Annotated in this window: 10 protein-coding genes and 1 pseudogene; 2 read left to right on the plus strand and 9 right to left on the minus strand. The window is 39.7% G+C overall.

Annotated elements, in window-relative coordinates:
• From ACQQ5U_RS09935 to ACQQ5U_RS09975, 9 genes and pseudogenes are all read right to left on the minus strand, one after another.
• Nucleotides 1-2,600 (minus strand): annotated as a pseudogene (locus ACQQ5U_RS09935) (hypothetical protein); the annotation flags it as partial.
• 348 nt (nucleotides 2,601-2,948) lie between these two features.
• Complete coding sequence (locus tag ACQQ5U_RS09940) at nucleotides 2,949-5,096, minus strand: DUF5723 family protein (RefSeq protein WP_437397181.1); 2,148 nt, start codon at nucleotides 5,094-5,096, stop codon at nucleotides 2,949-2,951.
• Between the two features lie 598 nt (nucleotides 5,097-5,694).
• Nucleotides 5,695-6,021 carry a YegP family protein gene (locus ACQQ5U_RS09945; protein WP_437397183.1) on the minus strand — a complete coding sequence of 109 codons (327 nt, stop codon included), beginning with the start codon at nucleotides 6,019-6,021 and terminating at the stop codon, nucleotides 5,695-5,697.
• A 185-nt stretch (nucleotides 6,022-6,206) separates the two neighbouring features.
• Complete coding sequence (locus tag ACQQ5U_RS09950) at nucleotides 6,207-7,406, minus strand: glutamate-5-semialdehyde dehydrogenase (RefSeq protein WP_437397184.1); 1,200 nt, start codon at nucleotides 7,404-7,406, stop codon at nucleotides 6,207-6,209.
• On the minus strand, nucleotides 7,406-8,182 hold the full coding sequence (gene proB, locus ACQQ5U_RS09955; protein ID WP_437397186.1) for a glutamate 5-kinase: 777 nt from the start codon (nucleotides 8,180-8,182) through the stop codon (nucleotides 7,406-7,408). Before proB ends, ACQQ5U_RS09950 begins: the two co-directional genes overlap by 1 nt.
• 3 nt (nucleotides 8,183-8,185) lie before the next feature.
• Nucleotides 8,186-8,992 carry a pyrroline-5-carboxylate reductase gene (proC, locus tag ACQQ5U_RS09960; protein WP_437397188.1) on the minus strand — a complete coding sequence of 269 codons (807 nt, stop codon included), beginning with the start codon at nucleotides 8,990-8,992 and terminating at the stop codon, nucleotides 8,186-8,188.
• A gap of 36 nt (nucleotides 8,993-9,028) precedes the next feature.
• Nucleotides 9,029-9,220, minus strand: coding sequence for a hypothetical protein (locus tag ACQQ5U_RS09965; RefSeq protein ID WP_437397189.1), 192 nt, complete (start codon nucleotides 9,218-9,220; stop codon nucleotides 9,029-9,031).
• A 31-nt stretch (nucleotides 9,221-9,251) separates the two neighbouring features.
• Complete coding sequence (rpsU, locus tag ACQQ5U_RS09970) at nucleotides 9,252-9,449, minus strand: 30S ribosomal protein S21 (RefSeq protein ID WP_321414813.1); 198 nt, start codon at nucleotides 9,447-9,449, stop codon at nucleotides 9,252-9,254.
• Nucleotides 9,450-9,457: 8 nt separating this feature from the next.
• The gene (locus ACQQ5U_RS09975; RefSeq protein WP_437397191.1) at nucleotides 9,458-9,901 is read right to left on the minus strand and encodes a GNAT family N-acetyltransferase; all 444 of its coding nucleotides are present in this window, start codon (nucleotides 9,899-9,901) and stop codon (nucleotides 9,458-9,460) included.
• A 476-nt stretch (nucleotides 9,902-10,377) separates the two neighbouring features.
• Between ACQQ5U_RS09975 and ACQQ5U_RS09980 the strand changes: the two genes are divergently transcribed.
• The gene (locus tag ACQQ5U_RS09980) at nucleotides 10,378-12,024 is read left to right on the plus strand and encodes a S41 family peptidase (RefSeq protein ID WP_437397193.1); all 1,647 of its coding nucleotides are present in this window, start codon (nucleotides 10,378-10,380) and stop codon (nucleotides 12,022-12,024) included.
• Nucleotides 12,025-12,185: 161 nt separating this feature from the next.
• Complete coding sequence (locus tag ACQQ5U_RS09985) at nucleotides 12,186-13,448, plus strand: site-specific integrase (RefSeq protein WP_252078828.1); 1,263 nt, start codon at nucleotides 12,186-12,188, stop codon at nucleotides 13,446-13,448.
• Nucleotides 13,449-13,461 lie beyond the last annotated feature (13 nt).

The following is a 13,461-nucleotide window of genomic DNA, read 5'->3' on the forward strand; positions in this document are numbered from 1 at the left end:
GAGCAGTTCGGTGTGGTGCCCGTCTCGTTGTAGACGTACAGGGTGGTGGTCGTTGTTATGGCGTCCCCTGCGGACAGGGCGTTGCCCCCTCCGTTGGGGGCGTCGAAATAGTTGCCGTCCGTGAGTGGGGGCAGTGTGTAGGAGTCACATGCGGTGACGTCCGCCGGGGCGTCCACCGGCGGGGTGTTGTTGATGGTCACGGTGAAGTTGCTCTCCGCGGAGCAGTTCGGTGTGGTGCCCGTCTCGTTGTAGACGTAGACGGTCATGGTGCTGTCCACCACGTAGCCCACGGGCAGTGGGTTGCCCCCTCCGTTGGGGGCGTCGAAATAGTTGCCGTCCGTGAGTGGGGGCAGTGCGTAGGAGTCACATGCGGTGACGTCGTCGGGGGCGTCCACCGGCGGGGTGTTGTTGATGGTCACGGTGAATTTTTCTTCATCCGTACATACAGGCGAAATACCACCTACTTCATCATAAATATAAAGTGTGATATTGCTAGTAATTATATCGCCAGGATTATAAATGGTACCGCCTCCTGCCATGCCACCTGATAAATCATAGTAAGCTTCGTTACCTGATAAATTGGTTCCGGTTATGGGAGGTAATTCATATGAATCGCAGCTTTCAACATCAAGAAGGGGATCGATAACAGGGGTTTTGTAGATGTAAATTATTTGTTGGACATCAAAATAATTACCATAGATGTCAGTAATCCTATAGGTCCGAGTAACTGTCTCTGGATTGGTAAGACCATCAGAAACATCAGCTATAAATGTAACAGTATCCACAGCACAATTGTCAGCTTCATCCGTTACCACTGTTGGGTCTGGTGTTGGTGCTGTATCACAAACAGTTTCTGTTAAGGGATTACTGGCAGTAGGGGGGGTAGTATCTACAAAAGCAACAGAGAAAACATCGAGATGCTCAAAATTTACACCATCAAAATATGCATTTTTGGAGGCGTCGATGCTTGTTGCTTTAATTGCTGTTATTGTTCCGGTAAGGAAATCTCCATCCCCATCTGTGTCAATGATCAATGATAGATCACCACAGTTGTTATTGTCGAGGATATCCGATCCTGAAAGGTCTATTCGGACACTGACTCCTAGAATGGGGTCTACTCCTCCTGGAGAAACTGTTTTTTGGATTTTCCATTCCCTTTCTATTCTGGAAACAAACTGGGGAGGAAGTTCGGTTGCTGTTTGATTAAGGCTTCTGTGATCATTGCCCCATAGCAGATAATTATGAAGATACGAAAATAGTGAAGGAGACCCCCAAGTTGTATTGTCGATCTCTGGTCTGGATTGGTCCAAGTTGTCCGTTCCAAAATTTGAGTTTGTGGACATGGAAACAATGGCTTCCGTGTTTTCACTTTTGGAAATCCGTTGATGAAGATTATAGCGAAGCTTTTTGTCATCATAACTGGTTGAGTTATCCCCACCATCAAAGTCTTGATAACGATCTCTTCCCAATCCTGCGATATCGTATCGATAGTTGGGGTCTATGGTAGGATCCCAGATTATTGTTCCATCCGCAGCGAGATAATTGTAACCTTGATTACCTACAATACTTCCTAATTGTCCGGAATTGTTCAGGGTAATACCGTATTTTATGGCCAAATAACTTTCTACCCGTTGAATGCTATTGGCATCCAAGGGCCCATCTGCCAATAGAACTTCGGCAATATTTCCAGTTAAATTTTGATTTGAAATGGAACTGTTAAAATGTTTGCCAAGCCTATTGAACAAGTATAGATCTCGCTCGGCACCGGCATCGTTTCTGATGACATTGATATCTGGTAGTCCGTTCACCCAAGTAGTGAACTCTTCATCTTCCATAAAGGGATCAACATCCACTTTTCTCATCAAAGTGCCAATAGTTGGTGCTTCCAATAGATCTATGCCACCACTTTGAAAGAAATTCCAACTGTCCCATGTTCGGCCTATGGAGAATCGGTTACTGTTAGATATACCTATGGAAAGATTGGTAGTCGAGCTATGGTATGTATCCATATCACCTCCAAACAACAAGCGCTGGGAATCTGCGGAATTGCCCATTCCTCTTCCCTTAAATACAATGAATACTGTGATTTCTCCTCGGGAATTAGACCTAAAATGAAGGGCTTGACCATCTCCACTTCCATCAAACTCTATTGACGGATTAAAGTTGAAACTGTTTCTACGAAGTGTTGGAATACCAGGAATTGTACCACTGGGGATTAAGTAAGCTGGTGACCCAAAGGAATTTTGCAATCCCAATGGGTAGGGATTGTTGTAATCTGCAGGAGCTGGATGGGGCACCGCATCTTGGGCTGTAAAATCTACAAAATCGTACCAAATGTTCACGGGTGTGCCATCGGCTGGGGCCAATGGTGTAATCAATTGAAACTGACCTGGTGTAGGTAATGGTGCTGAATTTATCGCCCTATCCCCAATAAGCCATGTATCCACTTGTTGGCCAAAAACATGTCCACTGAAAATTAGGATGAGCAACACTGAAATGTTTCTAAGCAAGTTCTTGAAGACACTTCCTGAATAGATTCGTTGCCCCCAATTTTTATACGTTCTTCGTGTAATGAAATAGTAGAGTAGAAGTATAGCCATATCAGTTAAGTTTATTCGATCTCTTGTTGGGGTCAGGACAGGAAATAGATTTGGTATTATAAAATAACACAGTTCTGTGGATGATTATTAGCCCCAATTAACCAATGACGGTTTAGAATTGATGAATGGTGGAAATGGATCAATGAAAGTGAAATCACTTTGATATTCAGCACCTTACATTTGTAGGTATTTCCTTATCATTAGTAATTCCTTTACATGGATGTTCTGGGCAATAAAAAGGGCCGTCAAGAAAATCCTGACGGCCCTAACCATCCTGTTGTTGAAGAACTCACGTGTTTCACCAAACCATACGTTCTAAAACCTATTGATTAAATATGGGAAGGATGGTTATTTGATTAAATTGATTTCCACTCTTCTATTTTGTTTTCTGCCCAGTTTAGTAGTATTGGATGCTATAGGTTTTTCTTCACCAAACCCAATAGCACTCAATCTATTACCAGAGATTCCCTCATTGATCAAAAAGTCTCTTACAGAATTGGCCCTCGCTTCGGATAATTTCTGGTTACTTTCGCTGCTTCCAACGCTATCGGTGTGTCCTTCAACGGTAAACCTGGCACTTGGGTATTCATTTAAAATTTGGATGATGTCCACCATTACAGAAACAGATTCTGTTTTAATAGTGGCCTTGCCCGTATCGAACAAAATGGTCTTGGCATAATCGTTCAATTGCTTTTGAACTTCCTGTGTAACTTCTGGACATCCATTGTTACTGACAGGCCCAGCTGTTTGCGGACATTCATCATCGATATCGGCCAAAGTGTCCCCGTCAGTATCTGGACAACCCTTGTGTTCCTTAGTGCCAGGATTGTTGGGGCAACGGTCATTTTGGTCTATGATGCCGTCACCGTCGGCATCGGGACATCCATTTAGTTCTTTTAGTCCAGGTACTTGTGGGCAATCATCATCTTTATCCAATACACCGTCTCCATCGGAATCTTTCCATGGACATCCGTTGTTTTCGATAGGTCCTGCTTCGTTGGGGCAATTATCGTCTTTGTCCAAGATTTCATCACCGTCGGTATCTTTCCAAGGACATCCATTGTTCTCCAATGGTCCTGGAATTTCTGGGCAACTATCCATATCATCCTTGAGACCATCCCCATCTTTATCTCGAAGTTTATGTTGGTAGATGGGCACTTTAACACCAGCATAGATGTCCAAAGTTTTGGTTTGACCCATGAATGAAGTAAGTATAGAACTTGAACCTAGATAAAATGGCCCTGCTCTAAGTCCTGCGCCCCATCTAAAACCTATTTCCTTCATAATACTGACTGGTGAGTAGATACTTAACCAAGCTGTCTCCAATCTAGGTGTCAATGATATTTGGTTTTGGATATGGTTGGTGTTTATCCTGTTTTTTCCTCTCAGGGAAACATCCGAATTGAAGTTTAGATAGAACTTGGAATAAATGTTCCAGTCTACATTGGCGTGAAATGCGGTTGGTAATGAAGACCTTGATGAACTTTGGGCAGTACCAATAACATCGAAGTTGTTCTTTAAGCCTTCTTCCAAATCTAGTCCGTCAAAATTATCTATGCTTTGTGTCTTGTCAAGGTTATATGTTTCTTCTTCTCCGCCTTTGTTTTTTATGCTTCCTATATCTGTAATGGATGCACCAAATTTTATTTTGTATTTATTGACTCCTTTATTTACAATGATGTTCCCCTTTGTATCTGTTAATTTATGGTCTTTATGGTCGGGCCTCCATTCGTAAACCAAACCAATGTCACTACCTAATCCTGAGGATTTACCAAACTTGAAGAAGTCCCCAAAGCTATCATCTTCACCTCCTGATACGTCATTGCCATAGGTTAAGGCACCATCGGTTGTTACTTCTTGCGTTGCGCTATTGAAGTCAATGCTTACTTCGGAACCTTTCAAATAGGCATGGTGTGTTCCCGATAGGTATTTTAGTGTGATTCCGCCTTTTAGGAAATGTTTCCCGTTGTCCATCAATACCCGAGCATAAGATGCACCGATTTCTGTCCATAGGTTGATGTCTCCGGACAAATCTCCCTCGTTGATGAAGAAGTCCTCATCTTCATTGAATCCACCTTCTTTATCAATGGTAGTGCCGTTGATGTCATCCACATTGATAAATAGTCTGGCTCTAGAATATAATGCAATGGAGTGCTTTTCCGATAGACTTAACATGACCGATGGACCTAAGACATCCAAATTGGAAACAAAAAAATTGTTTTCATTGGAATTGGTGTTGGCCTCATCAAAGGTTTTGTCTATATCATTGAACAAGTCGTTTAGGTTTACACCAAGATAGTTATTGCCAAAAAAGGCGCTAAGTCCAATTAAGTTCACATCTAGTTTCAACCTGGAATCTGCAATGTTTGATGGGTTGGAGATAATTCCATGAACACCATTATAGTTATCGGTGAGCAAACCTTCATATGATTGGGCGTTTATGGCACTAACTGAAAGTATCAGCAAAGCACCGACCAAAATTTTCTTTGTAAACATATCTGAAATTTTTAACCTAAAAGAAATAGGCATAGGGTTATTAAAAAGTAAATGATCAGCCCAAAGAGAGTGTAAATAATGGAATGGAGAGGTGGTAAATAAACGAATGAGCTTTTTCAGTTGACGGATGGGGCAATTGAGTTTATTTGGATTTTCACAATGCCTCAATTTTTAGTTGAGGACTTTACTATTTCAGTGTTTTGATAGTTGAATCTTTGAATGTTTTTAACACCTAAAGGATTATTGTAATTGATAAATTTTATAGGAGTTGGCGCAAATAAAAAAAACCATTACAACCAAGGAATTTTTAAAATTCCTTGGCGTAACGGAAACCTCAACTAAACTAAACACTTTTATGACCAACAGTCTTCAAAAGTGAATTGCTATATGTGCATACGTTAAATTGATCTTGCTCATCAATATGTACTAACGCGATTGCACAACAAACATAAGTGGGAAAAATGAAATAAAAGCACCCCGTTTTATGGATGCCCTGTTTCAACCAATGAATGCACGTTTTCGTTTGAGGAAGAAAAAAAAAGGCAAAAAAAAACAGCCCTCAAAGGCTGTTTCTCTATGATTTATAATGGTATGGGAATTATATTTCCTCTACCGATGCATCTGGCGCGTTCTTTTTTACGGAAGCAATACCGTTTTCCATGGCGGATTCGCTGGAATACATTTCACTATTACCGATAACCTGCCCGTTGGATGCTTTTAAGTTAAAGAATGGGCTTCCATCCTTTGCGGTGTTTCGTTCAAAATACTTATCGTCTTGTGAGTGCTTTTTCACAGACTCGATACCATTTTCACAAGCATCTTTGGATGAATATCCCTGACTGCTTAAAATAACTTGGCCGTTCCCAGCTTTTAAATTAAACCTGAACTTGCCGGCTTTATCTGTTTTAATTTCAAATTTTCCCATACTTATTCTATTTTAAGTAATAAATCTAGATATTTTCTTAAAAAATGACCAATAAAAGATACAATAATTGATAATAAAATAAGATTTTAATCTTTTTGGAAACGTTTTAGTAATAGAATAGTAGTTTTTATATTAAAAAGGAGGCCAATTGGCCTCCTTTACAATTAATTGTGTACGAAGATTGGTTACACCCTAATTTGACCATCACCAAACACATAGTATTTGTTGGTGACCAATTGTTTAAGCCCCAATGGGCCTCGGTGATGCAATTTGTCCGTACTGATGGCCAATTCTGCACCAACTCCCATTTGACCTCCATCCGTAAATCGTGTAGAAGCATTTTGGTATACCGCAGCACAATCCACATTCTCCATAAAGGTCTTTGCCACACTATTGTTCTCGGTCATGATAGAAGCAGAATGTCCACCAGAATTTTGGTTGATCATTTGTACAGCCTCATCAATATTGCTCACGGCGCCTATAACGCACTTCATGGCCAAAAACTCTTCTTGCCAGATGGATTCGTCTGTAATGATATCTTCATCGGTCAAAACTTTTTTGACTTCATCATCTACTATAATAGAAACATTATTTGCTGTGAGTATTTGCTTCAATTCCTTAAGCTTGTCCTCGTAACCGTCAATTTGAGTATCTATCAATATCTTGTCCAAGGCATTACAGGCTGAAATTTTATGGGTTTTGGCATTTAAAATTACTTTCAGACTTTTCTCCCAATCTGCCTCTTTGTGCACATATAGGAAGTTGTTCCCTCTGCCACTAATAAGCACTGCGCATTTGGCGTGTTCTTTTACAAATGCGATCAAGCGTTCACCTCCGCGGGGAACAATAAGGTCTAAATCTTGATCGGGATTCCTTAAAAACTCCTGCGTCTGGGTTCTGTCCATTTCCAAGAACTGAATAAAGTCTTCGGAGAGTCCATTTTCCGTCAAGGCTTGGTGCCAGAACTTTACAAGTGCCCTATTGCTGTGGTAGGCTTCTTTACCACCTTTGAGCAATATTTTGTTATTGGCCTTAAATGCAAGTACGGCAGCCTCGACTGTTACGTCTGGACGTGACTCATAAATAATCATTATGGTGCCGAAAGGCGCGGTTCTGTTGATGATTTTCAATCCGTTGTCCAGCTCTCTTGTGGAAATCTCCTTGTTTACAGGATCATCTTGCAAGCGAACCTCTTTTACGGCCTGAATCATTTGGTCCACTTTCTTTTGGTCCACCACCAAACGATCGTATAATGCTTGGTCGTCGCGATTAAAAGCGTCTAAATCTTTTTTGTTTGCTTGGAGCAGTTCATCCCGATTCTCATCAAGAATGTGCTCCATATCTTGTAATACTTTATTTTTTAATTCTGTGTTTAATAATTTCATTACTCTGGTTTTGAAACTTCAGTTCCTACGTTCTTTCCTTCTATAATATCTAGGATTATGTTATCTCGCTTACCGTTAACAATGTAGGATGGAATATTATCGGCTGCGGCTTTTTGTGCATAGCTCAATTTAGAACCCATGCCTCCCCGGCCTTCACCTTCTTGTTTGTTTCCTTCTTCAATATACTTGTCCAGGTCTTCTTTAGGCTCTACTTTATCTATGACCTTGGACTCTTCCTTTTCAGGGTGTCCATCATAAAGACCATCAATATCCGTCATAAGAATCAATTTGTCGGCTCTCATCAACTGTGCAAGCAATGTAGCCAGCTCATCGTTATCTGAAAACATGGACATGGAAACGGAAACGGCATCATCCTCATTGGCTATTGGGATTACTCCTTCCGAAAGGAGACCCTCAATACAATTGATCATATTGTCTCGGTGAACACCAGGGTTAAAATCCCTTTTTGTGGGGAGTACCTGGGCACATTTCATGCCGTAATCATTAAAGATATTGTAATAATGTCTCATCATTCTGGGTTGCCCAATGGCAGAATAAACTTGCCTACGTTGGGTCTTATCCTTGATTTTTGCCTTTCCCAAAACCTCTTTACCGGCGATTACCGATCCAGAGGAGACCAAAATGGTCATGATGTCTCGTTCGTATAGCTCTGCAATTTGTTGTACCAAACTGTTGAGCACAGGTCTTACAATTCTATTGTCTTTGTTGGTCATCACATTTGTACCTACTTTGATGACCACTAGTTCTTTATACATGATTTAGTATTCTTCACCTAGTTCCACAGCTCTACTGAATGCTGCAAAGGCGGCTTCTTTAATTAATTCGTTTACATTGTTGTCTTCCATGGAATCCAAGGCTGCCCTTGTTGTCCCTCCCTTGGAGGCAACCATTTCCATCCAAGTATCGGGGTTAAGGTTGTTTTGATTGAACAACTCAACAGCTCCTGTAAAGGTTTGGCTCACCAATACTTTGGAAACGTTCTCGGAAAAGCCCATTTGCAGCGCAGCTTCCATCATACTTTGCATAAAGTAGAATACATATGCCGGACCACTTCCGGAAATTCCGGTGGATGCATCAATGAACTTTTCATTTTTGACTCGGAGTGATTTCCCAGTGGTATCCAATAGGCCTTCTACCATAAAAAGCTCCAAACGGGATACATCTTCGGCAGAAACATAACTTGTTAGCCCTTTGCCAACTTGAGCCGGTAAATTGGGCATGGCCCTTACCACTTTTTTGATTCCTAAGGATTCTTGGATGTAATTGATGGTTACACCGGCCATTATGGAAATGAACAATTGTTCTGGATTCACTAATTTTTTCATGCGTTCGAAAAGTTCTTCGGCATGATAGGGTTTAACGGCCAAAAAAATGATATCTGCTTGTGGAACGCAGTCTTCAATCCTATCGATGGCGTCGAAATAGGCAATTTTATCTACTTCTTCCAATTTTTCTTTTGATTTGTCCAATACCATGATATTGCGTTTTTTTAGCAATTTGGATTTGGACATACCGGTAGCATAGGTAAGCCCCATGTTACCTGCGCCTATAACTAATACTTTCATTGTTTTTATTAAAGGGTTATATAATAAATTGTGGTTTTATGCCAATACATTACATTCTTCGCAGTCCTTTACTTCTCCGTAATAGGTTTCACGATATTTATGTAAAGTGCGAACGGGAAGCCCCATGATGTACTTTCTAATGTACGTGACCTGGGTGGTAAGCTCGCCCATTTTAACGCTATAGCGTTTTTCATATTTGGTTTCCCTTTTAATCTTTGAAAGTTTCATTTTATTGTTATTGATACTATAGTTTTTGATGTTATTGGTCTTCCTGTTCTTTCAGGAATTGTTCCTTATATTGCGCCTTTTTTAATGTTTTTCGGCGCTCTACTGATTTTTTGGTGTATTCTTGACGACTTCGTATTTGGTCCAAACGCTTGGTGTTTCGATATTTCCTTTTGTAGCGTTTTAGAGCCCTTTCAATACTTTCGCCAGGCTTAACTTCGATTTTTAGCATATAATGGTTTATCTGTTCAATCTCATTTCTAAATGGGTTGCATTGAACCCTTTTTCTTCAAAAAACTTTTTATTCGGATATTGATTTTCACTTGTAATGTGAATGGCTACGTCCCCTTTGCAATATTGGAGCGTGTAGTCCAATAGCTTTTGTTCGATGTCGTTATTCCTGTGGTTTCTATGTATAACAAAGAATACCAGAAAATTTTCGGGAATATAGTCTCCCATCCCTGTCTTGTTCACAACGGCCAAACCTAGAATTTCATCCTTCTCTTCCATGGCAAAAACATATCCTCCCAATCCGGGAATGTCTTTAGTGGAATACTGGATGGCCTTTCTAATGGCCTTTTTCGTAGCTTTCTTGCCTTCTTGATGTTCGAAAAGAAAGTTGGCAAATCGGTGGGCTTCCATAGTAGAAAGTCTGGTATAGGCATCGTAGGTCTTGATTACCATGCTTTTATTTTGAACGATAATGGATCTAGTTTTTGGTTAATGGATACAAATAGGGCGTAATGAAAATGTCGGAAAAATTTTTCCGTGAATTCCCATTTAAATTGGGTCAATTTTCCCGTGTCGGGGGAAGGTAATTATAGGGTAGGCGGAATAAACTTATCTGGCTGGTTTCGGAATACCAGATAATTAAAACTTAGGATTCTGCAATTTTTTCTCTCGTGGAGCTTGACGTTCATCGGGACAAAGGTAAGGAATGTAGCCCTTAAATCCCAATAATACTGGGGTTTATGTTTTTTATAACGTTTGGAAGTATACCAAATGGTGGAATCATGGATTTTTCATTTATTCATTCTCAAATATTAAAAGTTACTTAAAACTCACCTATTTAGCGTTAAATGTTCTTAAATGTAAGGGTGGTTTTTATATGTCTGAAAGAATGAAGGTTATATTTATTTCCAAACGCTAATCAAATAATCATGGTAAACAAAATTGTCTTCATGTTTGGGTTGTTTATTACTCAGGCAGTATTCCCATTCAATCCCCTTCAACTTAATGAAACTCAAAAATTAGCTAAAACTGCTAAAATCTGGGGTTTTTTAAAATACTATCATCCTCAAGTAGCCAAAGGCAAGTTCAATTGGGATGAGCAGTTGTTAGAGCTATTGCCCAAAGTGGAAAAAGCAACAAACAAAGAGGAACTATCAAAAATCTATTTGGATTGGATTGAAAGTTTGGGAAAAGTACCCATTTGTAAAAAATGCGCAAAGGAGGATGATCAAGAGTATTTCGATAAAAACTTTGATCTCTCTTGGTTTAATAATGCTGAATTTTTCACCCAACAACTATCCGATAAACTAAAGTTTATTGAGCAAAACAGGTTTCAAGGAAAAAACCATTATGTGTATTCCCAATATAAACAAGTGGGCAACATTACCTTAAAAAATGAACCTGAATACAAGGATTTGGATTGGTCCAACCCAGATATGAGGTTGCTTATTGCTTTCAAATATTGGAACATCATCGAATATTTTTTTCCTTACAAATACCAAACCGACGAACCTTGGGATGAGGTGTTGCTTACCACCATTCCACAATTGCAATCTGCTTCCACAGAAAAGAAGTTTCATGAAGCGATACAAAAATTGGTGGTAAAAATTGATGACTCCCATGGAGGTTTCGTCACTTCAGAAGGCAGCTACTACTATTACCCAAATTTTAAAACTCAATTTATAGATGGCCAATTAGTGGTGCGCGGATTTTATAATGATTCAATAGCGCAGCAATCACCCATTAAAAAGGGGGATGTTATCCTTGCGGTGGACAATGTGCCTGTGCAAAGTATGATCAAGAACAATATGGATTTGGTTTGGGGGTCCAACCCAGCAAGCAAGTACAGAAATTTGAGCTACAATATTATTCGTTCTTTGAGCCCTACTTTTAAAAACATATCCTTTCAATCCAAAGGAGAAGTTCTGCAATATGATGCTCCGTTGTTTTCTATTAAAGGAATTCTGTCTAAAAAGGTGGAAAAATGGAAAATGCTCGATGATAATATCGGCTATGTGAACATGGGAAAGTTGACTGGTAAAGATGTTGAAGAAATGATGGAAAGTTTTAAAGACACCAAGGCTATTATTTTCGACATCAGAAATTATCCAAAAGGAGCCATATATAGATTGACTTCCTTCTTGTTTCCTGAAGAACGATCATTTTATAGGGTAATAATGCCTGTCCTGGATTACCCAGGTAGATTTAAATGGCATGATGGTACCCAATGTGGAAGTTCAAAAAGCAAAAAGGAATATACAGGTAAGATTGTTCTTTTAGTCAATGAGGTCACTCAAAGTCGGGCGGAGTTTAATGTGATGGCCCTGCAAACAGCTAATGACGTTATTACTTTGGGGAGCCAAACTGCCGGAGCGGATGGGGATGTATCCCGCTTGGATTTGGGAGGGGGCATCAAAACCTCCATTTCTGGGATTGGCATTTTTTATCCCGATGGTACCGAGACCCAACGTAAGGGAGTGAAAATCGATATTGAGGTTCATCCAACAATCCAGGGAATTCGGGAAGGTAGGGATGAGGTACTTGAAAAAGCCATTGAACTGGCCGGAAGGCCGTAAAACAAAAAAAGCCCCGAACTTTCGGGGCCTTTTGCGGTCTGGACGGGATGCTACCTTGCATTTTTAACATATCATTAACATACATTATTTTACTGATAATCAAGCAATTAAATGTATATTGATTTTTATTTTACATCATAAAACACTACTTTTCATGAAAAATGCAGCACGAATGCAGCACGCAAATGTATAATTACAACTTTTATATTTCAGAATCACCAAACAAAAATGGTACCCATAGTATCAAGTTGAGATACTATGAAAATCGTCATGTAAGAATCCAAATCGATACAGGAATTGAAATTGCAATAAAGTATTGGAACAAGGATAAATCGTTTCTTAAAAAATCAAAGGAAGTGGGTTCTGAATTTGTCCAACTTACCCAAATGGACAGCTTGGCCAATCAAATTATTTCCAGCTATCGAAATCAGGGTAGGCCACTTTCAAAAAAGATGTTCAAAAAACAATTTGAAGAAGGTGAACCGTCCATCAATTCAAAACCTGTTCAAGACTTTTTTACTGAATTTGACCATTATCTGGAAAGCAAAAAGAGCAAGGTGGTTAAAGATGTGATTAAGGATTACAATTCACTTAGAAAACATTTGGAGGGTTTCCAGGAATTTTCGGGAATCATCATCGATTTCAATGCTTTTGATTATCATTTCTACCAAGAATGGACGGATTACCTAGCGTACCATGCTCCATTAAAGAATGGGGGTGTCGGAATGAAGAACAATACCATAGGCAAGTTGGTGAAGAACTTAAAGGCTTTTTTAAATGACCGTATGCGTAGAAACCGTATCAAGCCCATTGATCTTTCAGCATTTAAGGTAGTTCAAGAAGAAGTGGACCATATCTATCTATCCGATGATGAAATTCAGGCTATTGCGGCCGTGGACTGTAAAGCCGATGAAGAATTGGAGAAAGTAAAGGACTTTTTTGTAATTGGGTGTTTGACAGGGCTTCGGTTTTCCGATATTTCGAGGATTCGACCTGAGTATTTGGACGATAATGGGTTTTTGAATATTCGACAGAAGAAGACATCTGGCCGAATTGTAGTGCCACTTCGTTCCCAAGTCAAGAGCATTTTGGGAAAATATGATGGATATGCCCCTGATATTGACTCATTCACTTTCAACAGGCGTATAAAGGAACTTGGGGATTCGGCCAAACTTCACCAAAAAGTAGAAATTGAACATAAACGGGGAACCATTAAAGAAGCACAACTTTTGGAGAAATATAAATTGATAAGTTCCCATACCTGTAGGCGTTCGTTTTGTACCAATGCTTACCTAAATGGCATCGATGTGCAACTCATCATGAAGATTTCAGGCCATAAATCAGAAAAGGCTTTCCGTCGTTATCTCAAAATTTCAAACTATGAGGCTGCTCAAAAATTGAAAGAGGCCTGGGGAATTTCATAAAACGAAAACTTGT

The organism is Flagellimonas lutimaris (genome assembly GCF_051494225.1).
In the GTDB taxonomy this organism is placed as follows: Bacteria; Bacteroidota; Bacteroidia; order Flavobacteriales; family Flavobacteriaceae; genus Flagellimonas; species Flagellimonas lutimaris_A.

Coding starts and splice junctions, on each gene's coding strand:
- proB (WP_437397186.1), bottom strand. CDS start 8,182: ATGTATAAAGAACTAGTGGTCATCAAAGTAGGTACAAATGTGATGACC.
- ACQQ5U_RS09940 (WP_437397181.1), bottom strand. CDS start 5,096: ATGTTTACAAAGAAAATTTTGGTCGGTGCTTTGCTGATACTTTCAGTT.
- ACQQ5U_RS09950 (WP_437397184.1), bottom strand. CDS start 7,406: ATGAAATTATTAAACACAGAATTAAAAAATAAAGTATTACAAGATATG.
- ACQQ5U_RS09985 (WP_252078828.1), top strand. CDS start 12,186: ATGCAGCACGAATGCAGCACGCAAATGTATAATTACAACTTTTATATT.
- ACQQ5U_RS09980 (WP_437397193.1), top strand. CDS start 10,378: ATGGTAAACAAAATTGTCTTCATGTTTGGGTTGTTTATTACTCAGGCA.
- rpsU (WP_321414813.1), bottom strand. CDS start 9,449: ATGCTAAAAATCGAAGTTAAGCCTGGCGAAAGTATTGAAAGGGCTCTA.
- ACQQ5U_RS09975 (WP_437397191.1), bottom strand. CDS start 9,901: ATGGTAATCAAGACCTACGATGCCTATACCAGACTTTCTACTATGGAA.
- proC (WP_437397188.1), bottom strand. CDS start 8,992: ATGAAAGTATTAGTTATAGGCGCAGGTAACATGGGGCTTACCTATGCT.
- ACQQ5U_RS09965 (WP_437397189.1), bottom strand. CDS start 9,220: ATGAAACTTTCAAAGATTAAAAGGGAAACCAAATATGAAAAACGCTAT.
- ACQQ5U_RS09945 (WP_437397183.1), bottom strand. CDS start 6,021: ATGGGAAAATTTGAAATTAAAACAGATAAAGCCGGCAAGTTCAGGTTT.